General features: G+C 73.4%; 24 protein-coding genes. 13 read left to right on the forward strand and 11 right to left on the reverse strand.

Annotation, left to right across the window (positions count from 1 at the left end; translation table 11 throughout):
• Window positions 1-16 precede the first annotated feature (16 nt).
• The 3 genes from ACPXBU_RS03160 to ACPXBU_RS03170 all read right to left on the reverse strand — a co-directional run bounded on the left by ACPXBU_RS03160 (window position 17) and on the right by ACPXBU_RS03170 (window position 3,136).
• On the reverse strand, window positions 17-1,111 hold the full coding sequence (locus ACPXBU_RS03160; protein WP_425756246.1) for an AI-2E family transporter: 1,095 nt from the start codon (window positions 1,109-1,111) through the stop codon (window positions 17-19).
• A 137-nt stretch (window positions 1,112-1,248) separates the two neighbouring features.
• Window positions 1,249-2,043 carry a spermidine synthase gene (locus ACPXBU_RS03165; RefSeq protein WP_425756248.1) on the reverse strand — a complete coding sequence of 265 codons (795 nt, stop codon included), beginning with the start codon at window positions 2,041-2,043 and terminating at the stop codon, window positions 1,249-1,251.
• A 115-nt stretch (window positions 2,044-2,158) separates the two neighbouring features.
• Window positions 2,159-3,136: a DUF2267 domain-containing protein gene (locus tag ACPXBU_RS03170; RefSeq protein WP_425756250.1), complete on the reverse strand. Its 978-nt coding sequence runs from the start codon at window positions 3,134-3,136 to the stop codon at window positions 2,159-2,161.
• 201 nt (window positions 3,137-3,337) lie between these two features.
• Between ACPXBU_RS03170 and ACPXBU_RS03175 the strand changes: the two genes are divergently transcribed.
• Window positions 3,338-3,652, forward strand: a complete 315-nt coding sequence (locus ACPXBU_RS03175) for a hypothetical protein (RefSeq protein ID WP_357572640.1) — start codon at window positions 3,338-3,340, stop codon at window positions 3,650-3,652.
• An 82-nt stretch (window positions 3,653-3,734) separates the two neighbouring features.
• Here the strand turns inward: ACPXBU_RS03175 and ACPXBU_RS03180 are convergent, their stop codons facing one another.
• From ACPXBU_RS03180 to ACPXBU_RS03190, 3 genes are all read right to left on the reverse strand, one after another.
• Window positions 3,735-4,394 (reverse strand): dihydrofolate reductase family protein, encoded by a 660-nt coding sequence (locus tag ACPXBU_RS03180; protein ID WP_425756253.1) that lies wholly within the window; start codon window positions 4,392-4,394, stop codon window positions 3,735-3,737.
• Window positions 4,395-4,450: 56 nt separating this feature from the next.
• Complete coding sequence (locus ACPXBU_RS03185; RefSeq protein WP_425756255.1) at window positions 4,451-5,041, reverse strand: helix-turn-helix domain-containing protein; 591 nt, start codon at window positions 5,039-5,041, stop codon at window positions 4,451-4,453.
• Window positions 5,042-5,243: 202 nt separating this feature from the next.
• The gene (locus ACPXBU_RS03190) at window positions 5,244-5,576 is read right to left on the reverse strand and encodes an STAS domain-containing protein (RefSeq protein ID WP_425756257.1); all 333 of its coding nucleotides are present in this window, start codon (window positions 5,574-5,576) and stop codon (window positions 5,244-5,246) included.
• 210 nt (window positions 5,577-5,786) lie between these two features.
• Between ACPXBU_RS03190 and ACPXBU_RS03195 the strand changes: the two genes are divergently transcribed.
• The 5 genes from ACPXBU_RS03195 to ACPXBU_RS03215 all read left to right on the forward strand — a co-directional run bounded on the left by ACPXBU_RS03195 (window position 5,787) and on the right by ACPXBU_RS03215 (window position 10,218).
• Window positions 5,787-7,571 (forward strand): SpoIIE family protein phosphatase, encoded by a 1,785-nt coding sequence (locus ACPXBU_RS03195; RefSeq protein ID WP_425756259.1) that lies wholly within the window; start codon window positions 5,787-5,789, stop codon window positions 7,569-7,571.
• A complete protein-coding gene (locus ACPXBU_RS03200; protein WP_425756261.1) occupies window positions 7,568-8,605 on the forward strand; it encodes a cobalamin B12-binding domain-containing protein in 1,038 nt (345 codons plus the stop codon). Before ACPXBU_RS03195 ends, ACPXBU_RS03200 begins: the two co-directional genes overlap by 4 nt.
• Window positions 8,606-8,721: 116 nt before the next feature.
• A complete protein-coding gene (locus tag ACPXBU_RS03205) occupies window positions 8,722-9,069 on the forward strand; it encodes an STAS domain-containing protein (RefSeq protein WP_425756263.1) in 348 nt (115 codons plus the stop codon).
• A gap of 68 nt (window positions 9,070-9,137) precedes the next feature.
• Window positions 9,138-9,584, forward strand: coding sequence for a response regulator (locus ACPXBU_RS03210; protein ID WP_425756265.1), 447 nt, complete (start codon window positions 9,138-9,140; stop codon window positions 9,582-9,584).
• A gap of 112 nt (window positions 9,585-9,696) precedes the next feature.
• A complete protein-coding gene (locus ACPXBU_RS03215) occupies window positions 9,697-10,218 on the forward strand; it encodes an ATPase (RefSeq protein WP_425756267.1) in 522 nt (173 codons plus the stop codon).
• 12 nt (window positions 10,219-10,230) lie between these two features.
• Here the strand turns inward: ACPXBU_RS03215 and ACPXBU_RS03220 are convergent, their stop codons facing one another.
• The 3 genes from ACPXBU_RS03220 to ACPXBU_RS03230 form a co-directional block, all read right to left on the reverse strand.
• Window positions 10,231-11,082 (reverse strand): hypothetical protein, encoded by an 852-nt coding sequence (locus ACPXBU_RS03220; RefSeq protein ID WP_425756269.1) that lies wholly within the window; start codon window positions 11,080-11,082, stop codon window positions 10,231-10,233.
• A 436-nt stretch (window positions 11,083-11,518) separates the two neighbouring features.
• A complete protein-coding gene (locus ACPXBU_RS03225; protein ID WP_393373180.1) occupies window positions 11,519-11,944 on the reverse strand; it encodes an OsmC family protein in 426 nt (141 codons plus the stop codon).
• A 166-nt stretch (window positions 11,945-12,110) separates the two neighbouring features.
• Window positions 12,111-13,076 (reverse strand): serine/threonine-protein kinase, encoded by a 966-nt coding sequence (locus tag ACPXBU_RS03230; RefSeq protein WP_425756271.1) that lies wholly within the window; start codon window positions 13,074-13,076, stop codon window positions 12,111-12,113.
• A gap of 199 nt (window positions 13,077-13,275) precedes the next feature.
• Here ACPXBU_RS03230 and ACPXBU_RS03235 point away from each other — a divergent pair, with 199 nt between their 5' ends.
• The 3 genes from ACPXBU_RS03235 (at window position 13,276) to ACPXBU_RS03245 (ending at window position 15,849) form a co-directional block, all read left to right on the forward strand.
• Window positions 13,276-13,506 carry a hypothetical protein gene (locus tag ACPXBU_RS03235; protein WP_088947960.1) on the forward strand — a complete coding sequence of 77 codons (231 nt, stop codon included), beginning with the start codon at window positions 13,276-13,278 and terminating at the stop codon, window positions 13,504-13,506.
• 104 nt (window positions 13,507-13,610) lie between these two features.
• Complete coding sequence (locus ACPXBU_RS03240; protein WP_425756273.1) at window positions 13,611-14,366, forward strand: response regulator transcription factor; 756 nt, start codon at window positions 13,611-13,613, stop codon at window positions 14,364-14,366.
• On the forward strand, window positions 14,344-15,849 hold the full coding sequence (locus ACPXBU_RS03245; protein ID WP_425756275.1) for a sensor histidine kinase: 1,506 nt from the start codon (window positions 14,344-14,346) through the stop codon (window positions 15,847-15,849). Before ACPXBU_RS03240 ends, ACPXBU_RS03245 begins: the two co-directional genes overlap by 23 nt.
• A gap of 24 nt (window positions 15,850-15,873) precedes the next feature.
• Here the strand turns inward: ACPXBU_RS03245 and ACPXBU_RS03250 are convergent, their stop codons facing one another.
• Window positions 15,874-16,719, reverse strand: coding sequence for an arginase family protein (locus ACPXBU_RS03250; RefSeq protein WP_425756693.1), 846 nt, complete (start codon window positions 16,717-16,719; stop codon window positions 15,874-15,876).
• A gap of 198 nt (window positions 16,720-16,917) precedes the next feature.
• Between ACPXBU_RS03250 and ACPXBU_RS03255 the strand changes: the two genes are divergently transcribed.
• From ACPXBU_RS03255 to ACPXBU_RS03270, 4 genes are all read left to right on the forward strand, one after another.
• Window positions 16,918-17,067: a hypothetical protein gene (locus ACPXBU_RS03255; protein WP_007459587.1), complete on the forward strand. Its 150-nt coding sequence runs from the start codon at window positions 16,918-16,920 to the stop codon at window positions 17,065-17,067.
• 17 nt (window positions 17,068-17,084) lie between these two features.
• Window positions 17,085-18,515, forward strand: a complete 1,431-nt coding sequence (locus tag ACPXBU_RS03260; RefSeq protein ID WP_425756277.1) for a class I SAM-dependent methyltransferase — start codon at window positions 17,085-17,087, stop codon at window positions 18,513-18,515.
• Window positions 18,508-20,541, forward strand: coding sequence for a sulfatase-like hydrolase/transferase (locus tag ACPXBU_RS03265; protein WP_425756279.1), 2,034 nt, complete (start codon window positions 18,508-18,510; stop codon window positions 20,539-20,541). Before ACPXBU_RS03260 ends, ACPXBU_RS03265 begins: the two co-directional genes overlap by 8 nt.
• Window positions 20,542-20,704: 163 nt before the next feature.
• Window positions 20,705-21,988, forward strand: coding sequence for a citrate synthase (locus ACPXBU_RS03270; protein WP_393373191.1), 1,284 nt, complete (start codon window positions 20,705-20,707; stop codon window positions 21,986-21,988).
• Between the two features lie 259 nt (window positions 21,989-22,247).
• On the opposite strand, the gene ACPXBU_RS03275 is transcribed toward ACPXBU_RS03270, so the two are convergent.
• Window positions 22,248-23,519, reverse strand: coding sequence for a glycosyltransferase family 4 protein (locus ACPXBU_RS03275; protein ID WP_425756695.1), 1,272 nt, complete (start codon window positions 23,517-23,519; stop codon window positions 22,248-22,250).
• Window positions 23,520-23,762: the final 243 nt, after the last annotated feature.

Raw genomic sequence — 23,762 nt, forward strand, 5'->3', positions numbered from 1 at the left:
CCCGCGCACCGGCCGGTCAGCCTCGCGCGGCGGGGCCGGCCGGTCGCCGCGCGTCCGGGCCGGCCGGCGGCGCGGGCCGCAGCCGGCGTGGGCCGTACTCGCGCAGCAGGGTCTGCGCGATCCCGGCGGCGGGGATGGCCAGCAGCGCGCCCAGCAGACCGGCCAGCTCCGCCGCGAGCAGCACGCTGACCAGCACGGTCAACGGGTTGAGCCGGACCGCCCGGGACAGGATGAACGGCTGCAGCAGGTGGTTCTCCACCTGCTGGTAGATCACGAAGAAGACGAGCACCACCACCCCGGCGGTGGGGGAGTGCAGGAAACCGGCCCCGGCCGCGATCACCGCGCCGAGCGTCGCGCCGACAAGCGGTATCAGGTCGGCCACCGCCACCAGCAGGGCGATCACGGCCGCGAACGGGACCCCGGTGACGACGAGCACCACGAATGTCAACACCCCGCAGACCACGCTGATCAACAGGTTGCCGGTGAGGTAGCCGGTCACGGTGCGCGACACCTCCCGGCCCACCCGGCGCAGCCGCTCACCCTGACCGTCTCCGGCCGCCGCGAGCAGGCCGCGGGTGATCCGCGGCGCTTCCAGGACCATGAGGTACGCCAGCACGACGACCGTGACCAGCCCGGCGACCGTCTCGACGACGCCGCGCAGCACGCCCACCGCTGGTTGCCGCAGTCGCGTGCCGAGATCACGGAGCTGGTCGGAGTGCTCGCTGACGTACCGCCGTGCGCCGGTGCGCTCCAGCAGTTGCCCCAGCGGGCCCCGTCCGGCGCGGGCGTCGCGCAGCAGCTCGGGCGCCTGGTCGGCGAACCGGGCCAGCTCGCCGGACAACGGCACCAGGATCAGCGCGGCCAGGACCGCGATCAGCACGAACGCGACGAGGAACACCAGCAGCGTGGCTACCGAGCGCCGCCGCACGAGGCGGCGTTGCACGCGGTCGACGAGGGGTTTGAGCGCCACGGCGAAGAACGCGGCGACCACCGCCCAGACCAGCACCCGGCGGGTGGCGTACACGAGGACCAGCGCGAGTGCGGTCGCGAGCAGCAGACCGATCACGATCAGGGTCCGGCGGGCGGTCACCCGGTCGTCGGCGTTGCTCATCCGCCGCGCCTTCCCCGCACTCGCCGTCGGAAACCCGGCATTGCGGACGCGACGCCGGCTCGGTGGGTGTGCGGGGCGGCGAGGGGCCGACGTCGACCGCTCTTCAGGTGCGTGCTGGCCGGCCGATTCGACGTCGCTCAGCGGCGCCCGCCGTCGTCCGCGTCGGTGAGCGGGTGCGCGCCGGCGACGAACGTGTCGAGTGCGGCGGCGTGCAGCAGCCCGCCTGGCACGGGGTCGCGCAGGGCCGCCACCGCCAGCCGGGCGACCGGCAGCCCGCCGGGGCGGGACGTCGCGGCCAACACGACGTTGCCGTACCGGCGACCGCGCAGCATCCGCCGGTCGCCGAGCACGCACACGTCGGCGAAGACCGCCCGCACCGTGGCCACCTGGACCCGGGTGGCGACCAGGGGCGGCAGGTCCGTGACGTTGACCAGGAACATCCCGTCGGGGCGCAGGACGCGGGCCACCTCGGCGGCGAACTCGACGGTACGCACGTGCGCGGGCATGAGGGCGGCCCGGTAGATGTCGGCGATCACCAGGTCGTGGGTACCGGCCGCGGTGGCGGTGAGCGCGTCCCGGGCGTCGGCGACCTCCACCCGCACCTGCGGCGGCAGCGGCGGCAGCTCCCGGGCCACCAGCTCGACCACGGCCGGGTCCCGCTCGACGACACGTTGCGGGGAGCCGGGCCGGGTGGCGGCCAGCCAGCGGGGCAACGTCAACGCGCCACCACCCAGGTGCAGCACGTTCAGCGGGGCGCCCGCCGGGGCGGCCAGCTCCACCGCCGAGGCGATCCGTCGCACGTACTCGAAGTGCAGGTGCCGGGGATCCTCGACATCGACGTACGACTGCTCGACCCCGGCGGACAGCAGGGTCCGCCCGGTCCGCCGGGCCGGGTCGGCGACCAGCTCCAGCCGGTCGGCGGCGCGGTTCATGACCGGCACGCTAGCTCAGGTCCGGGACTCGGTCGGCGGGTGACCCGGCACGGCCGACGGGCCGGCGGAGCGGGAGGTCCCGCGTCCACCGGCCCGACGGTGCCGCCACGTCCGGTCAGCCGCCGGCCATCCCGGCCCCCACCTCGTCGATCGCGTCGTCGATCCGGTGCGCGAGGTCCACGTCGAGCGCGGTCACCCCGTTGGCCTGACTGGTCCGCACGGTCAGCACGGCGGCGGTGTCGCCCGGACGTCCGATGCTCGGTCCGCGCCCGCTGTCCTGGCGCATCCGGTCGAGTCGGTCGAGCACCCGGTCCAGGTTGTCCGCCGGCAACGCGACCACCCGGTGCAGGCCCTGCGTGTCACCGGCCCAGTAGGGCAGGTCATCGAGCGCGGCGTCGATCGCGTCCGGGTCCAGGGTGGGCGTGGCGGTGGAGGCCCCCACCAGGCCGCCGCCGGCCTCCGGTGGGTTCAGCAGGTCACGCAACCCGTCGGGTACGTGCAACGACTCGACCAGGTCGTTGTCCTGCGCGGCGAGCGCGGCGATCGTCGCCTCCGCCTGGTATCGGGCCTGCTCGGGGGTGTTGCCGCTGATCCGGCCCACCTCGGCGAGGAAGCCGGGCAGGTCCCGGTGCCGCTCGATGCCGTCGACGGGCAGCACGTCGTGCAGCGACGCCGGCACCGCCGCGAGCAGGCGTTGCCGCTCGGCGGCGTCCAGGGCGAAGGCGAGGACCAGCACTGTCGCCTCGGTGCCCACCTTCGCCGTCTTGAAGTCGACCCCGGCCCGGCGACGGACCTCGTCGACCAGTTCGTGGTAGCCCATGGCGCCCACTCCGGCCGTGCCGGTCGGCGGGGACGGCTGCGGCCGCGGATTGTCGGCGCTGCCGACCGGCGGCGGCGCCGGCCCGCCGCGCGTGCTGTCCGGCTTGTGCGGTCCGGCCGCCGGTGGGCCGGTCCGCCTGCTTTGGTCGAGGCTCGTGAGCTGCTTCGAGGCGCTCAGGCTGGCACCGATCTCGCTGGGCTGGCGACCCTGGTCGCGGGCCTGTCGAGCCAGCGCCCGACGCCGCTGGTTGTCGCCCTCCATCTGCTTGCGCATGGTGGCACCCCTTCCGCTGGGGATCGTGGGCTGTGTCAGCCGCGTTCCCGCCGTCCCGGGAGCCGAAACGGACGCCGCCGGGCCTGTCGGCCCGCTGTCCGGGACGCTTCATCCGGCGGGGGTGAGGGGTGCTCACCCACCCGGCCCGCACGATCGGGTCAGGACCGAAGTTCTTCCGAGGTACGCGGAAGGAAGGTCGTCATGAAGCAGATCGTCGAGATCGTCCCCGCCCGACGTGGCTGGTACGCCCGCTGGCAGCTCACACCCGAGGTCACCAGGTGTTACCCGGTGAGCCTGTGGGCGCTGCTGGAAGAGGCCGACGGGACCGGCCGTGAGGTCATCGGAATGGACTGCATCGGCCAGTGGCCCGGCGCGGACGACAACGAGGCGGGTGGGCAGTTCGTCCGCTACCTGTACCAGACGCCCGATTCGGGAGAGCCCGACGACGTCGATCCGGCCCCGACGGGCGAGCTGCGCGAGAACGGTCCGAGACTCCAGCCGATGACGACACCCTAGACATTCCTCCGGCCCCCGACCCCAGGTCCCAGGGTCGGGGGCCACCCCGCTCCCTCGAGACCCACCCGACCGGGCATGGGTGTCAGTGGGGGACCGCCGTCGAGCGCCCGCTCTCCACGGCGTACGCCCCCGCGGCGAGCGAACCGACGGTCGTGGGGGTCAGCGTCAGCGAGACGACACCGCCGGGCAGCACACGCGCGCTTCCTTCGGGGGCGGCGAGTGTGGCGGGCGTCGACCCGTCGGGGAACAGTCGTTTCCCGGTCCCGACGACCACCGGGTACTGGAGCAGCCGGTACAGGTCGACAAGCCCGGCCTGGTGGAGCGCCTGCACGAGCTGCCAGCTGCCGTGCACCTGGAGCTCGTTGCCGGGAAGGCCCTTGAGCCGGCGCACGCTGTCGACGATGTCGCTGCGCAGGACCGTCGTCGGGCTCCAGTCGGCCTCCTGGTCCGTCAGCGTCTCGCTGACGACGTACTTCGGCAGCGTGTTCAGCTTGGTGGCGATCGGGTCGTCCGGCGCGGTGACCTTGGGCCAGTACCCGCCGAGCAGGCCGTAGCTCGTGCGGCCGAAGAGGAACGCGTCCGCCTCACGGAACCAGCCCTGGACGACCTCGTTGGTGTGCACGGATGCGTGCGGGACGAGCCACCCGCCGCGGTCGAAGCCGCCGGAGCGGTCCTCGTCGGGGGCTCCCGGTCCCTGCATGACCCCGTCGAGGCTGACGAAGACGTTGACGCTGAGCAGCACGATTCTCCTCCGAATTCCGGAATTGGAACAGCCCGCCGAGGGCTGGCAGACGGAGGCTAGCTGCCTGGCCGCGGGCAGATCTTGTACAGGAACGACACCGTCGCGTCGCCCGCCTGCATCTCCCGCGCGGTGTGCCCGACGTAGCGCCGCAGGGCGTGTGCCAGGTGAGCTTGGTCGAAGTACCCCAGTGTCTCGACGACCCCACGCCAGTCGCGCCCATCGCGCAGCATCGTGGCCGCGGCGTTCACGCGGTCGATCTGGGTCACCGCGGTCTGCGAGAGCCCGGTGATCGTGCGGTACCGCCGCTGAAGGGTCCGGCTGGACGGACGGCCCTCCGGATGCCCGGCGATGTGGTCGTCGATCCCGAGACGTGGTCGCACCAGCAGACCCGCGTCCCGCAGGCGCCGGACGAACTGCTCGACATTGTCGTACGTCGGCGCTTCCCATGCCTCGCCGCCGATGACGATTCGGCCCGAGTCCGTCACGGGGAAGGGCACGTACCCGTCGACGATCGAGGTTGCGGGATGCGGCCGAAGTACGGTGCCGAGCGTGAGCCGGATCCCGAGGAACTCGGCGTTGGCGGGGACCGGCGCCGTGCTCGCCCTGGTCTCCGGACCGCGCAGTGTGGCGAGGAGCTGCCCCCGCATCCGCGTGAGGATCAGTTGGCAGCACGTGCGCGCCGCGGATGTCATCGTATCCTCGGCGTCGCTGTCGGTGCGCCACACCCGATCGACGATGCTCGCGTCCGTCTCGGTGTCACGGTGCTCGAAGCGCAAGCGCGGGCCCCCCTCAGACGACGCGCGACACGTGTCCCCTGCCGAATCGTCGGGCGACGGGGAGGGCAGCGGGTCAGCCGATGGCGCGCAGGTCGTCGTCGGCGTGCTCCACGGTCAGCAACTCGGTCAGACCGGTGCGGTCCAGCATCCGTTGCAGGTGTGGCCGGGCCCCGGTCAGCCGGATCGCCCCGGCGGCGCGGCGCACCACCAGCAGCGCGCTGAGCCCGGAGGAGTCGCAGAGGCTCACGCCCGTCAGGTCGACGAGCACCTGCTGGTCGCCACGCAGTTCGGCGGCGGCGGCGATCAGCTCGGGCGCGGAGGCGTAGTCGAGCTCGCCGGTCAGCCGCAGTCGGACGTGCCCGGCGTCGGGCCGGGTGGTCTCGATGGTCAACAGCTGGTCAGACATCTCACCATGTTCTCAGCCAGGTGGACGATCGCAAGTCGGGGGCCGGCGACACGCCCGCCCGCCGCCGCTGCGCCGCTGGTGGCGGCACCTCGGCAGCCGCGCTGAGATGCCGCTTTGCGCGTCCCGGCGTAGGGTGGGCCGGAGAGTTTGGACCATGGACGCCGGTTCCGGTACGGGTTCGGGTGGACGACAAGGAGTGAGGCTCAGCTGGTGACTGCTTCCGACGTCAGGGACTGGGACCCGGGCGACGGACGGATCCTCACGCCGAGCACGACACCGGCTCCGGCGTGGGGCGCCGACGTGTCGCCTCGGCCCGCCGCGACCCCTCCGCCCCGCTCCGGCCCACCGCCGTCGACCCTGGACCGCGACGCCGCCCCGTCCGACTGGTTCGAGGTCGTCGAGCACCTCCGTGAGGGCCTGGTGGTCTGTGACGCCGACGGCATCGTGCGCCACGTCAGCCCGGTGGCCGAGCGGTTGCTGCCCGGCGTGACGCCCGGTGAGCCGCTCAGCGCGGCGGGCGTGCCCGGCCTGAGCGAGGGCGACCCCGGCGGCTTCACCTACCGTGGACGTCGGTTGACCGCCCGCCAGGTGCCCCTCTCCGGCGGCCACTGCTGCTGGTACGTCGAAGACGTCACCGACAGCGTCGGCCGCGCCGACGCGCTGCTCGCCGAGCGGGCCCGCTCGACCTTCCTGGCCGTGGTCGGCGCCAAGCTGGGCAACCCGCTGCACCCCGCCCGGGCCGCCGCCGCGATCGTGCGACTCGCCGTGCCGACCCTGGCCGAGGTGGCCGTGCTGGTTCTCGCACCGCGTTCCGGTCGGGCCGGCTGGTGGCGGGCCTCGGGCACCGACGACGAGGTGGCGTCGGTGGACAACGGCGTGCTGGCCGGCGGTGAGCTGCCCGCCGCCATCGCCGACGCGCTGACCGGGGTCGAGCCGCACGCCCTGGACTGGCTGGTCGAGCAGGCTGTCGACGCCGGCTGGCTGCCCGAGCCCGCCGGCGCCGCGACCGCCGCCCGGGTCGTCCCGCTGCCGGGCCGGGACGCGCCGGTCGGTGTGCTGCTGGTCGCCCGTCGCGCCTCCGACTCGTACGACGACGTCGACGCGGAGCTGATCCGCGCGTTCGCGGCCCGTGCCGGCGCGGCGATGACCACCGCGCTGCTCTACCGCGACCAGACCGAGGTCGCCGACACCCTCCAGGCCAGCCTGTTGCCGGTCGAGCCGGCCGAAGCCGCGGGCGTGCAGTGGGGGACCGCGTACCGGCCCGCGCAGGCGGGGCTGCGCATCGGTGGCGACTTCTACGGCTCGCACCGGCTCGCCGACGGCGGCTCGGTGTTCTTCCTCGGCGACGTGTCCGGCAAGGGGGTCGAGGCGGCTGTCTTCACCGGCCAGCTACGCCAGTGCCTCCAGGCGCTGCACCGCCTGGAGTCGCACCCCGGGCGGTTGCTGCGGCTGCTCAACGACGCGTTGCTGGAGACGACCCAGGCGCACGGCCAGGGGCGTTTCGCCACGATCGTGCTCGGCGTGGCCCGTCCGCATCGCGACGGTGGCCTCACCCTGACCATGGCCGGCGGTGGGCATCTGCCGCCGCTGGTGCTGCGCGCGTCCGGCGAGGTGGAGTCGGTGCCGCTGCGCGGCATGCTGATCGGGGTGGTGCCCGACCCCCGCGTCGGCGAGGTGACCGTCCGGCTGGCTCCGGGCGAGACCTGCCTGCTCTACAGCGACGGGGTGACCGAGGCCCGTGGCGGCCGTCGCGGCGACGAGCAGTTCGGCACCGAACGGCTTGTCGCCGCGGTGACCGGCTGCCAACGGATGCCGGCGCCGGCCCTGGCCGAGCGGGTCGAGCAGGTCACCTGCGACTGGTTGGCGCAGGGCGACCACGACGACATCGCGGTGCTGGCGCTGCGGGCGGCCGGCCCGGGTGGGCGCGCGCCGCGGCACCTGCACTCGGTGCCCACCCCGTTGCACAGCGACCCGCCCGGGGAGTTCGACGCGTGACCGCCCCCACCGCCGCCGTCGACCCGAGCGACGCCTACGTCGGCTACCTGGACTGCCTCGCCGACGCCGACGAGTACGCGGCGATCGACATGGCGATCGGCCTGCTCGACGCGGGCGTGCCGGCGGAACGGGTGCTGCTCGACCTGGTCGCGCCCGCTCAGGCCGAGGTGGGCGAGCGGTGGGCGCGCAACGAGTGGAGCGTCGCCCAGGAGCACGCGGCCACCCACATCAGCGAACGGGTGGTGGCGGCGGTGGCCGCGCACGTCAACCCACGCCCGACCGGCGGGCGGGTCGTCGTCGCGTGCATGGACGGCGAGTGGCACGCGCTGCCGCCCCGGCTGGTGGCCGAGGTGCTGCGGTTGCGGGGTTGGCAGGTGACATTCCTCGGCGCCAGTGTGCCGGCGGCGCACCTGGTGTCGTACCTGCACCGCTACGACGCGCACGCGGTCGCGTTGGCGTGCGCGCTGCCGATGCGGCTCCCGCACGCCCATCGGATGATCGAGGCCTGCCGCCGGTCGGACGTGCCGGTGGTGGTCGGTGGGCGTGGGTTCGGTGCGGACGGCCGGTGGGCGCGCCGGCTCGGGGTGGCCTGGGCACCGAACGCGCCCGCGGCGGCCGAGCTGGTCGCCGACGAACGGGCGCTGCGCGGGGTGCCGCCGGCGCGGCTGGCGCACCTGGCCGACGACGAGTACGCCAGCCTGGTGCGGCGTCGTGCCGAGCTGATCGACAGCGCGTTGGCCGACCTGCGGGAGCGGGTGCCGGTGACGCGCGCCTACACCGCCAGTCAGCTCGACTCCACCGTGAGCGACCTGGGTCATGTGGTGGATTTCCTGGCCGCGGCGGTCTACGTCGACGACGCCTCGTTGTTCACCGAGTTCGTCGAGTGGCTGGCGGGGATCCTGTCGAGTCGGGGGGTGCCCGGGGCGGCCGTCGCCCGGTCCCTGGAGCACGTCGCAGGCGCGTTGCGCGACTTCCCCCGGGCGGAGCGCATGGTGGCCCTGGGGCGTGCCGCGCTGCCCGACGCCTGCCGCTGAGCGCCCACTCGCCCACGTCGCTGTCGATCACCGCGCGCTGCGGTCCGCGGGGCGACCCTGCGTATACTTGCCGCACCGCAAATGTCCCACCCGAGGGTGGAGCGAGGGGGAGTACGGTGACGTTCAGCGTCAGCAACGTCGAGCGCGACGGCGGTGGCGCCTGCCTGCGTCTGGCGGGTGAGCTGGACATGAGCACGTCCCCGGAGCTGACCGCCGCGATCGACCGGCTCATCGCCGCCGGCGAGTCCCGGGTGTTGCTCGACCTCACCGACCTCACCTTCTGCGATTCCACCGGGATGGCCGTGTTCGTCCGGGGGGACAATCAGGCCGCGGCCGACGGGGGGTGGCTTCGGCTCGTCGGCGCCAACGGCCGCGTCGAGCGGGTGTTGCGGATGACCGGCCTGGCCGACGTGTTGCGCTACGAACCGGAATCGGTCGACCCCGCGTCCCGCACCGCCTCCTGATGGGCTAGATTTCCCCGCCAACGCGGTGACCGTCAGGTCCCGTCCCCGCCGACCCGAGGCAGGTAGTGATGGGCGCAGACAGCCCGCAGCCGGTACGAATCCTGGTCGTCGACGACGACCCCGGTGACGTACTGATGATCGAGGAGGCGTTGGCGGACTCCGACGTCGACAAGATCATCGACGTGGTCAGCGACGGCGAGGAGGCGATGGAGTTCCTCCGCGCCGAGGGCCGGCACCAGCAGGCCCGCCGGCCCGACGTGATCCTGCTCGACCTGAACATGCCCCGGATGGACGGCCGGCAGGTGCTCGGCGCGGTCAAGCAGGACGAGGACCTGCGGACCATCCCGATCGTGGTGCTGACCACCTCCAACGCCGACACCGACATCGTCGGCAGCTACACGTTGCAGGCCAACGCGTACGTCACCAAGCCGATCGACCTGGACGACTTCAACGACGTGGTCCGCCGCATCGACGAGTTCTTCGGCCGGGTGGTCGTGCTGCCCAAGCGCGTCTGACGCGGGCCCCGTGCGCGCATGCTGAACATTTTTCCCGAACCTCCTCGGTCGTCGCGGTCGCGGCCGAGGATCCAGGAGGGGAAGTAACAGCGGCTGCCTGGGGGGCGACGGGATGAGGTTCTCCATCGTTGAGACCGGTTACGACGTGCGGCAGGTCGATTCCTGCCTGGACGAGTTGGGGATCCGGCTGTCCCGGCTCGCGACGCGCGCCGTGGGCGTCGCCGGGGCCACCGGCGAGTGGGACGAGATCCGGCAGGAGGCGGCGTGGCTCAGCGGCCTTCTCCAGCGGCTGGACCTCGGCGACACCGCCGTCACCCGGGATGCCGGTGCCGCCGAGCGGCGTACCGCCGCCGAGATCCTGGCCCAGGCCCGTGCCGAGCTGGACGAGGCCCGCGCGGAGGCACAGCAGGTGCGCGAGCGGGCGTACGAGGAGGCGGTGCAGGCCCGGCGCGACGTCGAGGCGGCGCTGTACGCCCGGCGGCGAGGTGCGGCACGGGTGGACGAGATCCTCGGTCAGGTGACGGAGGACCAGGTGCCCGTCGACACGTCGACCGCGGCTGCCGGCGTACCGGGGAGCCGGGTCGGAGTCGGCGGCCTGGACGCGGGCGCGGAGCCGCCGTCCGGCCGGCACTGAGAAGGTGTCGGCTCAGGCGGTGAGCGCCGCCGCGACGGTGGTCGCCCGATCCTCGTGCTGGGCGTACGCGTCGGGGTAGGCGGAGATCTGCACGGCCTGGGCGGCTGCGGTGACGCTCATGTCCTGCCAGCCGGGGATCTCGTTGAGCGCGCTGTAGAAGGCCCGCGCGGCGTACGACGGGCGCATCAGCTCGGCCACCGTGCCCCAGCCGCTGCTGGGCCGCTGCTGGAACAGCCCGAGCGAGTCGTGGTCGGAGCCGCTGCCCTGGTTCGGGTAGTCGGCCGACTCGGGGAGGACGTCGCTGGCCAGGTTGTAGAGGTTGCTCTCCTGCATGGCGGTGGCCAGGGCCACCACCAGGGCGCGGCGCGGCATCTTCAGGTCCAGCCCGACGTCCACGATGATCTTCGCGTTGTCCATCTGGGCCTGGTCGAGGCCGGCGACCGGGCGGGGTCGGCGGGGCTTGACCGGCTTCTTGGGGGCCTTGCGCGCGACGGTGGGCGCGGGGGTGGGCGTTGCCGTCGGGCTGGGCAGGATCCGCGCGGGGGCGAGGTCACGGTCGAGCGACCGGGAGGCGCGCTCGTCGGCGATGGCGGCGCGATCGGCCACCGCCTCGGCGAGTGGCTCCACGGGGCGGATCGGGTCGTCCCCGTCGCCCCGGGCGGTGGCGACCGCGACGAGGCTGAGGCAGCAGGTGACGCCTGTGGCCAGGGCTATCCGGATCGGGGTCGAGCCGAGCAGGGGACGCCGGGGCGGTTCGGGGACGCGGTGCCGGCCGATCGTCCGTTCGGTTGATGCGACGTCGCCCGGGTGGGTGGTCGGGCGCGTGTCGGTCAGCTTCTGGTCGGAGGGGTCGTCGGGATGCACCTGACGAGGTTAAAGACCCAATTGCTCGATATCGCCTGTCCGTACGGTGGCCTGCGCCACAATTTGCCCAGATCGTGCCGACTTCACGCACCAGACCTCAGTAGACCGGCCCAATCCTCTCCGATGGGACTAGACGGTTATTCCCGATTAGCCGGTCGATGACGGTCACGCCTGCGGACCGACCGCCGAGAATCCAGGCAGAACCCAGGGTCCACCGATCGCCCGATATCGACTCCACCGAACGGCCAGCCCTCACCTCGCCCCGCCGCATGATCGTGCTGGATCCTGGAAATAGGGGCCTCAACCACGATCGATGCCACTACAACCAGGATCGAGCACGATCATCAGGCGGCACGGTCGAGCGCGGCGGCGGTCGAGCCGGCGGCAGTCGAGTGGCGCGGCGGTCGAGCCGGCGGCGGTCGAGTGGGGCCGGACCTCAGTGGCGACCGTTCTCCGCCGGCGTGACGGTCAGCCGATGGCGGCTCGTGTCGCCGCTGGAGAACGGCCAGAGGCGGTCCGCGTACTCCACCAGGTCGGCCAGTTGATCTCGACTCAGGCCGGCCGACGAGATCGAGGCGTGCACGTCGGCCCGGTAGAGGCCGTCGTCGTCACGCCCCAGCTTCGCCTCCGCGCGCACCTGCACGGTGTGCGCCTCGTCGGTGATCTCCCCGGCCGCCTCCACCGCAGCGTGGTGCAGGCAGGACGCGAAGGCGGCGGCCAGCAACTGCTCTGGTCGCAGCCCCGTGCAGTGCGCCGCCAGTGGCGACGCCAGCGGGGTGGAGAGCCCGCCATCGTCGGTGCGTACGTGACCGCCCTCGGCGGTCGCGGTGGCCTCACGCAGCCAGGAACTCGGATCCGACATCGCGGTTCTCCCGTCGCTCGGCAGGTCGCCTACCCGGCCCCCGCCCGCCGAAACGCCGCGCCCGCGCTCAGCCGTCCGCCGAAACGCCGCCGCGCCCGCGGTCAGCCGCCCGCCGAAACGCCGCGCCCGCGCTCAGCCGTCCGCCGAAACGCCGTCGCGCCCGCGGTCAGCGCCCGGAGGCCGCCTCCGGCTCGTCGAGCAGGACCACCGCCTCGGTCGCCTCGGCGGCGGCCCGTTCGGTCCACGCCGACGTCGGCGCCGGCCGGCGGGGCGTCGGGATCGCCATCGGCACGTACACCCGGGCGTCCACGGCCTCGGCCAGCAGCAGCGCCGCGACCATGCTGCTGGGGCGCAGCGTGGGATCGTCGGCCAGGCAGGAGTGGCACAACTCGGCCACCTCCGGCGGGAGCCCGTCGATCTCGGGCAGCGGCTCCGGTGGCTGACTGCGACGTACGCCGAGCAGTTCGGTGCTGGTGCTCGCGTGGTACGGCAGACGTGCGGTCAGGCAGTAGTAGAGGACCACGCCGAGGGCGTACATGTCGGAGGCGGGGGTGGCCGGGGCCCGCTCCAACTGCTCGGGCGCGAGGTAGGCAGGGGTGCCCAACACCATCCCGGTCGGGGTCGGATCGGGTGCGCCGGCGGGGATGGCGATGCCGAAGTCGAGCACCTTCACGCCCGACGGGGTGAGCATGACGTTCGCGGGCTTGACGTCGCGGTGCACGATGCCCTCGGCGTGTGCGGCGGCCAGCGCCGCGGCTACCTCCGCGCAGACCCGTACCGCGATCCGCCAGTCCAGCGGCCCGGCCCGCAGGTGCGCGGCGAGCGTCTCACCCTCGGCCAGCTCCATCACGATGTAGGGCACCGCACGACCCGGCCAGGTCGAGGCGGTGCCGAAGTCGTGCACGCTCGCCACGTTCGGGTGCACCAGGCGGGCGGCCGACCGGGCCTCCGCGCGGATCCGGTCCACCGGGCCGCCCTGGCGGTGCCGGCCGTCCTGGTCGTCCGGACCGGGAAGGATGAGCTTCACCGCGACCGTCCGGTCCAGCACCTGGTCGTGCGCCCGCCACACCTCGGACATCCCGCCCACACCGATGCGCTGCTCGAGCTGATACCGCCCGTCCAGTGTGCGCATCGACCGCTCCTTGCCCTCGCTCCGCCGACGGCGGGTGTTCCGGTCGCGGTACCCGAGCGCCAAGCTGGGCAAACCGCAGCGGTGTTCGGGGGGATCGGCGCGCGTACCGCGCTGCGCCGACGGCGGCCGGTGCGGTAGCTTGCGAGCCAGAGCCGGCGTCACTGATTGTGCCGGCACGGTCACCCAGGGGGACGCCGCGATGAGCGAGGTCACCGTACGCTTCGTCGGCGGGCCAGCGGACGGCCTGGTCCGTCTCCTGCCGGCCGGGTCGGACGGCGCCCCACCACCGCGCTGGATCATGCGGCACCCGGACGGCACCGGGCCCGTGCAGCCCGGCCCGGACCACCTCTACGAACGCGACCGGCCCGACGACGCGGGCGGTTGGAGCATGCGGTTCGTGCGCACCGACGCGTACGGGGTGTCCGAGTGACCACGAGGCGGTGCTGACCGGTGGCGACGCCGGCGTCGGGTCGGGCCGGCCGCACAGCTGGCACACAGCTCCCGCAGGGGCGTGGCACAGACGTCGCGGCCACGATGGGCGCCATGGTCACACACGGGCAGACCGCGCCGAGCCGGATCGAGCTGCGTCGCCCCGACGGCGAACCCGTCCGGGTGCTGGTGGTCGACGACGAGGCGACGCTCACCGACCTGCTGTCGATGGCGCTGCGCTACGAGGGCTGGCAGGTCCGCAGCGCCGGCAACGGCATGGCGGCGTTGAGCGCCGCCCGACAGTTTCAGCCGGACGCCGTTGTCCTCGACGTGATGCTGCCCGACCTGGACGGCTTCCAGGTGCTGCGCCGGCTGCGCGAGCACGCCCCCACCGTCCCGGTGCTCTTCCTGACCGCCCGGGACGCCGTCGAGGAACGCATCGCCGGCCTGACCGTGGGCGGCGACGACTACGTGACCAAGCCGTTCAGCCTGGAGGAGGTGATCGCCCGGCTGCGCGCCCTGCTGCGCCGCTCCGGCTTCGCCGTCGCCGCCCGGGAGGACGCGGTCCTCACCGTCGGTTACCTCAGCCTCGACGAGGACAGCCACGAGGTCCGCCGCGACGGCCACCTGATCACCCTCACCGCTACCGAGTTCGAGCTGCTGCGCTACCTGATGCGCAACCCACGCCGGGTGCTCAGCAAGGCGCAGATCCTCGACCGGGTGTGGCACTACGACTTCGGCGGCCAGGCCAACGTGGTGGAGCTGTACATCTCGTACCTGCGCAAGAAGATCGACGCCGGTCGGGCGCCGATGATCCACACGTTGCGCGGTGCGGGCTATGTCCTCAGACCCGCCGAGTAACCGCCGCCCACTGCGCGCCGCCCGCCGGTGGCTGGCCGGTCGTTCCCTGCGTACCCGGTTGGTGTTTGCCCTTGTCGCGTTGCTGGCGGTGGTCAGCGTCGCCGTCGCCGGCCTCACCACAGTGGCGCTGCGGCACGTCCTGATCGCCCGGATCGACGCCGAGTTGGCGCCCGCCACCGTCCTGCGGGGTGAGCGTCCGGGGCGGCCGGCGTTCCCGGGCAGTGGCCCGGCCATCCCACCCGGGTCCCCGTCGGGCACGGTGGTCGCCGAGATCACCGGCGGCCGGGTGACGAGCGCCCGGACCCTCACCGACAGCCCGTCGGGCGACGACCCGTTCCCGGACGAGCAGACCGTCGCGGTCGGGGAGGTCGCCGCGCTGGCCGACCTGCCGGTCGACGCCCGACCGCGCACCGTCGACCTGGGCGCCCGCGGCGACTACCGGGCGGTGGCCCGGCAGTACTGGGACGGCCGGGTACGCGTCGTCGCCGTCCCGCTGGCCGGCGTGCGGGAGACCGTCCGGCGGCAACTCGCCGCGCAGGCCGGGGTGGTCGCCGTCGGGCTGCTCCTCGCGGGCGCGGCCGGGGCGCTGATCGTGCGGGCCACGCTGCGCCCGCTCAACCGGGTGGCCGCCACCGCCACCCGGGTCACCGAACTGCCCCTGGACCGCGGCGAGGTGGCGCTCGCCGTCCGGGTCCCGACCGCGGACACCGACCCGCGTACCGAGGTCGGCCAGGTCGGCGCGGCGCTGAACCGGATGCTGGGCCACGTCGCCGACGCGCTGTCCGCGCGGCAGGCCAGCGAGACGCGGGTACGCCAGTTCGTCGCCGACGCCAGCCACGAGCTGCGGACGCCCCTCGCGGCGATCCGCGGCTACGCGGAGCTGGCCCGGCGCGGGCGCGACGAGGTCCCCGCCGACGTGGCGCACGCCCTGCGCCGGGTGGAGTCGGAGAGCACCCGGATGACACGCCTCGTCGACGACCTGCTGCTGCTGGCCCGTCTCGACTCCGGTCGGCCGCTCGCGGCGGACCCGGTCGATCTGACCGCCCTGCTCGTGGACGCGGTCAGCGACGCGCACGTCGCCGGCCCCGACCACCACTGGCAGCTCGGCCTGCCCGAGGTGGCGATCCGGGTGCCCGGCGATGCCGCGCGGCTGCACCAGGTGGTGGCGAACCTGCTCGGCAACGCCCGGGTGCACACCCCGCCCGGCAGCACGGTCGTCACCACGCTCGCCGTCGACGCCGACAACGCCGTGCTCACCGTCGCCGACGACGGACCCGGGGTGCCGGCGGAGCTGCGACCGGAGATGTTCGAACGCTTCGCGCGCGGCGACAGCTCCCGGTCCCGGGAGCACGGCAGCACGGGCCTCGGCCTGGCGATCGTCGCCGCCGTGGTGGAGGCCCACCACGGCACCGTCGCGGTGGACAGCGCTCCGGGCCGGACCGTGTTCACCGTCCGGTTGCCCCATGCCAGCGCGGACACCTGATCGGCTCGCGGGTGCAGGTGTGGGTCAGCCGCCCAGCATCCCGGTGAGGACCTCGACGACGCGTCGCGTGTGACGCCCGTCCGGGTCCTCGTCGGTGTTCAGGTCGGTCACGCTCATTCCGAGCAGCCGGTCGGCTCGGGCCAGTGGGGTGACGAGCGCGATCAGGTCGGCCCAGCGCAACCCGTCCGGCTCGGGGTAGGTCACCGCGGGCAGATCCCGCGGGTCCACCACGTCCAGGTCGAGGTGCAGCCAGGCCGGCCCGTCGGAGTCGGTGGCCAGGCCCGCCCCGACCGTCGCGGCGCCCCGGCGCAGCACCTCGGCGGCGTTCACCTGCTGGATCGCCGGGTCGATCCGGGCCGCCTCGACCCGGCTGCTCTCGTCGCTGGCCGGGCGGTGCCCGAGCAGGTGGACCCGGCTCGGCTCGATCAGCGCGCGGCCGGAGGAGATGGCGGCGGGGCCGTGCCCGCTGACCACCGAGAGGTCCATGTCGGCGGCCTCACCGGTCGGTGAGGTCGCGCCGTCGAGGAAGTCCGGGTGGGCGTCCACGAACCACAGCTCGGTCTTCGGCGGCAGGGCCCGGCAGATGCCGGGCAGGATCGCGCAGTCCCCGCCGAGCACCAGCGGTCGACGGCCGTCCGCCAGGATCGCGCCGACCCGCGCGGCGATCGCGCCACCGGCCCGGACCAGGCCCGCGGCACCGATCACCCCGCTGGCCGGGTCTCGGATCGGGTCGCGCAACCGGGCCTCGTCGATCTGCCCGCCGTCGTCGGCGGACAGGGCGTCGTGCAGGCCGGCCCGGCGCAGCGCGGCCGGTGCCCGTTCCTCGCCGCGCCCAGCGCCGGAGGAGTCCAGCGGGGCGTCCACGATCATCCAGCGCACGTCCGCAGCGTACCGGCGCGGTGGGGCGTTTCGACCACATTCTGTGGCGAGGCTGGGAGTCCGCGAATGTGCCCGCGACGGCGATGACGAGCGGCGTACGGTGAGGGACAAGTCCGGCTTTCTGGGTCAAAAGCCTCATGGTGTACGCCTGGGACCGGGGTCGGGACAGGCGAGGGCAAGGAGCGATCGGTGATACATCTGGCCTACCTGGACGCGGGATCCGGCAGCCTGATCGTGCAGGCCGTCGTCGGCGGGGTGGCCGGCGCCGCGGTCGCCGCCAAGCTCTACTGGCGACGCCTCGTCGACAGGTTCCGCCGGCAACCGACCGACCAGCGGTGAGCGGGCCGGTCCCCACGATGGCGATCTCAACCACCGAGGTACGACAGGAGCCGGCCTCCTTCCGCGACCCCGCCAACCGCGTCTTCCACGTCGGCGACGAGGTGCTGCGCGGGCTCGACCCGCAGGCCGCCGAGCACTGGCGCGCCCTGGCCGGCAGCACGTTCTTCCCGGCCCTGGTCGCCGCGCGCAAGATCTGCGCCACCGAGGACGCCCCGTCGACACTCGTGCCCGCCGCGACCGGCGCACCCTGGGCCGCCGTGCTACGCCACGAGCGCATCCCGTTCGTCTCCCACCCGTACGAGTGGTCGTTCGGCATGCTGCGCGACGCCGCCCTGCTGCACCTGGAGATCCTGTCCGCCGCGCTCGCCGACGGCTTCACCACCAAGGACGGCTCGGCGTACAACCTGCAGTGGCGCGGCGCCGAGCCGGTCTTCATCGACATCGGCTCCTTCGAGCCGGTCCGCGAGGACGAGCCGTGGGCCGGTTACCGGCAGTTCTGCCAGACCGTGCTCTATCCGCTGATGCTCACCGCCCACCTGGGCGTCGACTTCCAACCCTGGCTGCGCGCCCGGGTCGACGGCATCGAGGCCGACGAACTCCGGCCCCTGTTCGGCGGGACCCGCCGGCTGCGCCCCGGCGTGCTGACCCACCTGCACCTGCACGGCGCCATGCAGCGCCGCAACGCCGCCGCCAGCACCACCGACGTCCGCGACCAGCTACGGGCCGCCGGCTTCTCCCGGGAGCTGCTGCTGGCCACCGTCCGCGGCATGCAGAAACTGGTCCGCAAGCTGGACCATCGCCCGGCGGAGAGCCACTGGTCGGACTACCAGCACACCTGCGGCTACTCGGCCCGCGACCGAGTGGCGAAGGAGCAGTTCGTCGCCGCCGCGGTGGCCGCCGGCACCCGCCCCCGCCTGGTGCTCGACCTCGGCGCCAACGACGGCCGGTACTCCCGACTGGCCGCCGGGCACGCCGACTACGTGGTCGCCGTCGAACAGGACCCGGCGGTGGTCGACGAGCTGTACCGGAAACTGCGCGCCGAGGGACAGCGCCGCATCCTGCCGCTGGTGCTGGACCTCGCCGACCCGTCACCCGGCGGCGGTTGGCGGGGCGTCGAGCGGGCCGGCTTCGCCGCACGGGCCTGCGCCGACGTCGTGCTCGCCCTGGCCGTGGTGCACCACCTGGCGATCGGGCGCAACGTGCCGCTGCCGGAGGTGGTCGACTGGCTGACCGGGCTGACCGCGCCCGGCGGCGCGGTGGTGGTGGAGTTCGTCGGGCCGGAGGACCCGATGGCGACCCGGCTGCTCGCCAACAAGCCCCCCGGCCTCTTCCCGGACTACCGGCGCGACACCTTCGAGGCGTTGCTCGCCGCCCGGGGCCGCATCACCGACCGGCTGGAACTGCCCTCGGGCACCCGCACGCTCTACCGGACGGTGGTGGGTGGCTGACCCGGCCGCCGCCGACCCGCCAGCGGCCTTCGGGCGGTGGGCCCGGGGCTGGCGGGGCGAGCTGGGCCGGCTGCTGGAGGTGGCCGCGCTGGTCGGGCTCGTCGTCACCCAGCCACTGCTGGACGTGCTCGGCCGCAGCCCCGACTTCTTCCTCTTCCACCGCGCCGACCCGGCCCAGATCCTGCTGCTGACCGCCCTGGTGGCGGTGCTGCCCACGAGCGCGGTGGCACTGCTCGGCGCGCTCAGTCGACTGGCCGGCCGGACCGCCCGCGCCGTCACCCACACCGGGCTGGTCGGGCTGCTGCTCGCCGCCCTCGCCGTGCAGGTGGGCCGACACGTGACGCCGCTTCGGGGCGTACCCCTGCTGTTCGTGGCCGTGCTGGCCGGCGCCGGCGGCGCGGCCGCACACCGGCGGTGGCGGGCACCGGGCCGCGTGCTGCGACTGGCCGCCGCCGGGCCGGTGGCGTTCGTGGCGCTCTTCCTGTTCGTCTCACCCACCTCGGCGGTGGTGCTGCCGCGCGGCGGCGGCGGGGTCGCCGGCACCGCGCAGGGCGGCGGCGCGCACCCGCCGGTGGTCATGCTGATCCTCGACGAGCTGCCGCTGGTCAGCCTGCTCGGCGCGGACGGGCGGATCGACGCCGCGAGGTACCCGCACTTCGCCGAGTTGGCCGCCGGCTCGACCTGGTACCGCAACGCCACCGGCGTCAGCGGCTGGACCCCCAACGCGCTGCCCGCGATGCTCACCGGCCGGTACCCGGCCAAGCCCGTCGCCCCGCACTACTCGCAGTACCCGGACAACATCTTCACCGCCTTCGGCGGCCTGTACGACATCCGCGCCGAGGAGAGCATCACCCGACTGTGCCCGCCCAGCCGCTGCGACCAACCGGTCGCCCCCGAACAGGGGCTCGGCGTCCTGGCCCGGCAGACCGGCAGGCTGCTCGGCCAGCTCGCCGGGCCGACGGAGAGCGCCGTCGACCCGGAGGACTCCTACCGGGAGCAGACCCGGGCCGAGGCCGGCCTGGACGCCGCCGAACCGGCACCGGCCGACCCGACGTTCCGCTGGGACAGCCTGGACGACAACCAACCGGCCCGGTTCACCAGCTTCCTGGCCGGGTTGCGGCCGACACCCCGACCCACCCTGCACTTCCTGCACCTGCTGATGCCGCACTCGCCGTGGGCGTACCTGCCCTCCGGGGCGCGCTACGACGCCCCCGAGGACCTGCCCAACGACGGCGCCGGCTGGATCGAGCTGGCCCGGCAGCGCCACCTCGCCCAACTCGGCTACACCGACCGGCTGATCGGCGAGACCCTGCGGACGCTGCGCGCCAGCGGCCTCTACGACCAGGCCCTCGTCGTGGTCACCGCCGACCACGGCGTCAGCTTCCGCCCCGGCGCGCAGGGCCGAGGCCTGGACGCGATCAAGGCCGCCGCCGGTGAGGTCGCCTGGGTGCCGATGTTCGTCAAGGAACCCCGGCAGCAGGCCGGGCGGGTGGACGACCGCAACTGGGAACACGTCGACCTGCTGCCGACAGTGGCCGACGAGGCGAACCTCCGGCTGCCCTGGCCTGTCGACGGCCGCTCCGCCCGGCAGGCCCCCCGCACCGACGGCACGAAACACTTCTACGACCGCCCCGGCGTGCCGCTCACCTTCCCCGGCGGGGTGCCCGCACCACCGCCGCTGCCGACACCGCACCCCCTGGTCGGCACCGAGGTACGCGCCGGACCGGCCGGCGGCAACGCCCGGGTGGCCGACCTGGCCGCGTTCACGGCCACGGACCCGGACACCGGCACCCTCCCGGCGCTCGTCTGGGGCGACGTCCCGGACCGGATCCCGGACGGCACGCTGCTGGCGGTGGCCGTCAACGGCCGGATCGGCGCCGTCGTCCCGGTGGTGCCACCCGACCCCGGCGGACGTCGGTTCGCCGCCCTGCTCAGCGACGACAAGCTGTTCCGCGCCGGGAGCAACCAGCTCGACGTCTTCCAGGTCGCGACGGACGGTACGCTGCGACGCCTCGCCCTGTCCTGAGCCGGTCTCGGGTACTGGGATGAGGGGTTTCCCGGTGGCGCGGTCGGGAATCGGGTGACGCATGCCTCACCGCCGAACCACGGCGGGCGTTGTCCCCCGAGCCGCAATTACGGTAGAAGCGAAGGCAATTCAACGTAGATCTGCCGGCGAAGCGAGGAACCACATGACGGAAGTCAAGCTCGATCACCCCGGTGGGCAGCTGTCGATGCCGGTACATTCCGCGGTCGAGGGCCCCGCCGGTATCGGGGTGAGCAAGCTGCTGAAGGAAACCGGGATGACGACGTACGACCCCGGTTTCGTCAACACCGCGGCTGCCTCATCGGCGATCACCTACATCGACGGCGACGCGGGGATCCTGCGCTACCGGGGATACCCGATCGAGCAGCTGGCCGAGAAGTCCTCCTTCCTGGAGGTCTCCTACCTGCTCATCTACGGTGAGCTGCCGACCGAGCAGCAGCTGACCGAGTTCACCGAGTGGATCCGGCGGCACTCGCTGCTGCACGAGGAGATGCGTCGCTTCTTCGACGGCTTCCCCCGGGACGCCCACCCGATGGCGGTGCTCTCGTCCGCGGTGAGCGCCCTGTCCACCTTCTACCAGGACAGCCTGGACCCGTTCGACTCCGAGCACGTGGAGATCTCCACGGTCCGGCTCATGGCGAAGGTGCCCACCATCGCCTCGTACGCCTACAAGAAGTCCATCGGGCAGCCGCTGCTCTACCCGGACAACTCGCTGGGGTACGTGGACAACCTCCTGCGGATGACGTTCGGCGTGCCGGCGGAGCCGTACGAGGTCGACCCGGTGATGTCGAAGGTGCTGGACATGCTGTTCGTCCTGCACGCCGACCACGAGCAGAACTGCTCCACGTCGACCGTGCGCCTGGTCGGCTCCAGCAACGCCAACCTCTTCGCCTCGGTCTCCGCCGGCGTCAACGCGCTGTTCGGCCCGCTGCACGGCGGCGCCAACCAGGCGGTGCTGGAGATGCTCCAGCAGATCCACGCCGGTGACGACGACGTCCGCTCCTTCGTTCGCAAGGTCAAGAACAAGGAGGACGGCGTCAAGCTGATGGGCTTCGGCCACCGGGTCTACAAGAACTACGACCCGCGGGCGGCGATCGTCAAGAAGGCCGCGCAGGACGTGCTGGGCCGGATGGCCAAGCCCGACCCGCTGCTGGACATCGCCATGGAGCTGGAGGAGATCGCCCTCGCGGACGACTTCTTCGTCTCCCGTCGGCTCTACCCGAACGTGGACTTCTACACCGGCCTGATCTACAAGGCCATGGGCTTCCCGACGAAGATGTTCACGGTGCTCTTCGCGCTCGGCCGGCTCCCCGGCTGGATCGCCCAGTGGCGCGAGATGATCAGCGACCCGGAGACCAAGATCGGCCGTCCCCGGCAGGTCTACGTCGGCGCGCCCGAGCGGGACTACGTCCCCTTCGCCGATCGCTGACCGTTCGTCCCCGGCACCACCGCAGGCCGTCGACCCCTCCGGGTCGGCGGCCTGCGGCCTTTCCGGGCGACTCCCCGGTGGACTCGGTCGTCGTCCCGGCGGTGTGCTCCGCTTGATCGACTCGGCTTTCATGATGTCGCGGTGTCCCGCTGCGGTGGATGGCCCGACTTTCAGAAAGGCGAGTTGATCACGCTGGCGGACACCCCGACTTCCGGAAAGCCGAGTCGATCAAGCACCGTGCGCCGTGCGCCGTGCGGCCTTAGCGCAGGCCGGCGGCGGCGAGGAGGTTGCCCTCGGGGAGCGCCGGGAGGGCGCGACCCCGCGACATCCGCTGTTCGGCGCGCTCGGCGGTGAACGCGGCGTCGTGGTGGATGGCGGCGGCGTAGCTGGCGGCGGTGCGCTGGGCGATCGCCGACCAGCCGTACTGGTCGTGGACCATCCGGCGGGCGCGGCGGGCCATGACACGGGCCCGGTCGGGGTCGGACAGCAGCGCGTCGACCGCGTCGGCGATCCCGTCGGGGTCGTGCGGGCGGAAGGTCATCCCGGTGACGCCGGGCTCGACGATCTCGGCGAGGCCACCGGTGGCGGCGACGGCCAGGGGCGCGCCGGCCGCGGCGCCCTCCAGGGCCACCATGCCGAACGGCTCGTAGATGCTCGGCACGGCGAAGCAGTCGGACGCCGCCATCAACGCCGGCAGGTCGGTGCCGCCGAGGAAGCCCGGCATGGTGACCATGCCGCCGAGGCCACGGCGGTGCACCTCGGCCTCCAACTCGGCACGGTACGGGCCGTCGCCGGCGATCACGACGCGCAGCCCGGGGTGCCGCTCGCGCAGTCGGGGCAGCGCGGCGATCAGGTGCTGGACGCCCTTCTCGTAGACGAGGCGGCCGGCGAAGGTGACGAGCTTGCCGTCCCCGGCGAACCGGGCGCGGGCGGCGGCCACCGCGCGGGCCGGCACCCGCCAGCGGTGCGGCTCGACGCCGTTGGCGACCACGTCGACCCGAGCGGTCGGTACGTCGAACAGGGCGTTCACCTCGTCGCGCATGTAACCGGAGCAGACGATCACCCGGCCGGACTCGCTTGTGAGCCACTGCTCGACGCCGTGGATGGTGCGGTTCATCTCTTCGGGCAGCCAGCCCTGGTGCCGGCCGGCCTCGGTGGCGTGGATCGTGCTGACCAGCGGGATGTCCAGGTGGTCGCGCAACGTCATCGCGGTGTGGGCGACGAGCCAGTCGTGGGCGTGGATGACGTCGTAGCTGCCGGCCTGGGTGGCGCGTAGTGCGGTGCGGGTGAGGGTGTGGTTGAAGGCCATGGTCCAGGCCAGCAGGGAGCTGGTGGCGAGGGGGAAGGTGACCGGGTCTTCGGGGGCGCGCAGGATGCGGACGCCGTCGGCGTACTCCTCCATGGGTGCGCCGTCGGTGTGGCGGGTGACGACGGTGACCTCGTGGCCGGCGGCGGCGAGGGCGACGGAGAGCGCGTGCACGTGGCGCCCGAGGCCGCCGACGAGCACCGGCGGGTACTCCCAGGACAGCATCAGGATGCGACGGGTCTGCGGGGGCACCCCGGGACCGGGCTGCGCCGGCACGGTCGCGCCGGGCTGCGCGGAGAGGCCGGGCTGCGCGGTGTGACCGGGCTGGGTCGGGAGCGGGGACCGGGAGGTCAGGGTGGGCCGGTGGGCCCGGTCCTTGGTGGCTGTGTGCTGCTCGTCGACCCGCAGGGTCACATCAATCTCCGTCCATGCATGGTGATACGCCGGCGTCAGTGGCGGCGGAGTGAG

The organism is Micromonospora sp. DT231, assembly GCF_049847025.1.
Classification (GTDB): Bacteria; Actinomycetota; Actinomycetes; order Mycobacteriales; family Micromonosporaceae; genus Micromonospora.

Excerpts from the sequence above, each read along its gene's own strand:
- ACPXBU_RS03240 (WP_425756273.1), top strand. The coding sequence starts at position 13,611 with ATGGGCGCCATGGTCACACACGGGCAGACCGCGCCGAGCCGGATCGAG.
- ACPXBU_RS03210 (WP_425756265.1), top strand. The coding sequence starts at position 9,138 with ATGGGCGCAGACAGCCCGCAGCCGGTACGAATCCTGGTCGTCGACGAC.
- ACPXBU_RS03225 (WP_393373180.1), bottom strand. The coding sequence starts at position 11,944 with ATGTCGGATCCGAGTTCCTGGCTGCGTGAGGCCACCGCGACCGCCGAG.
- ACPXBU_RS03230 (WP_425756271.1), bottom strand. The coding sequence starts at position 13,076 with ATGCGCACACTGGACGGGCGGTATCAGCTCGAGCAGCGCATCGGTGTG.
- ACPXBU_RS03245 (WP_425756275.1), top strand. The coding sequence starts at position 14,344 with ATGTCCTCAGACCCGCCGAGTAACCGCCGCCCACTGCGCGCCGCCCGC.
- ACPXBU_RS03235 (WP_088947960.1), top strand. The coding sequence starts at position 13,276 with ATGAGCGAGGTCACCGTACGCTTCGTCGGCGGGCCAGCGGACGGCCTG.
- ACPXBU_RS03165 (WP_425756248.1), bottom strand. The coding sequence starts at position 2,043 with ATGAACCGCGCCGCCGACCGGCTGGAGCTGGTCGCCGACCCGGCCCGG.
- ACPXBU_RS03175 (WP_357572640.1), top strand. The coding sequence starts at position 3,338 with ATGAAGCAGATCGTCGAGATCGTCCCCGCCCGACGTGGCTGGTACGCC.
- ACPXBU_RS03190 (WP_425756257.1), bottom strand. The coding sequence starts at position 5,576 with ATGTCTGACCAGCTGTTGACCATCGAGACCACCCGGCCCGACGCCGGG.
- ACPXBU_RS03185 (WP_425756255.1), bottom strand. The coding sequence starts at position 5,041 with ATGCGGGGGCAGCTCCTCGCCACACTGCGCGGTCCGGAGACCAGGGCG.
- ACPXBU_RS03170 (WP_425756250.1), bottom strand. The coding sequence starts at position 3,136 with ATGCGCAAGCAGATGGAGGGCGACAACCAGCGGCGTCGGGCGCTGGCT.
- ACPXBU_RS03260 (WP_425756277.1), top strand. The coding sequence starts at position 17,085 with ATGGCGATCTCAACCACCGAGGTACGACAGGAGCCGGCCTCCTTCCGC.
- ACPXBU_RS03215 (WP_425756267.1), top strand. The coding sequence starts at position 9,697 with ATGAGGTTCTCCATCGTTGAGACCGGTTACGACGTGCGGCAGGTCGAT.
- ACPXBU_RS03270 (WP_393373191.1), top strand. The coding sequence starts at position 20,705 with ATGACGGAAGTCAAGCTCGATCACCCCGGTGGGCAGCTGTCGATGCCG.
- ACPXBU_RS03250 (WP_425756693.1), bottom strand. The coding sequence starts at position 16,719 with ATGATCGTGGACGCCCCGCTGGACTCCTCCGGCGCTGGGCGCGGCGAG.
- ACPXBU_RS03160 (WP_425756246.1), bottom strand. The coding sequence starts at position 1,111 with ATGAGCAACGCCGACGACCGGGTGACCGCCCGCCGGACCCTGATCGTG.
- ACPXBU_RS03275 (WP_425756695.1), bottom strand. The coding sequence starts at position 23,519 with ATGCTGTCCTGGGAGTACCCGCCGGTGCTCGTCGGCGGCCTCGGGCGC.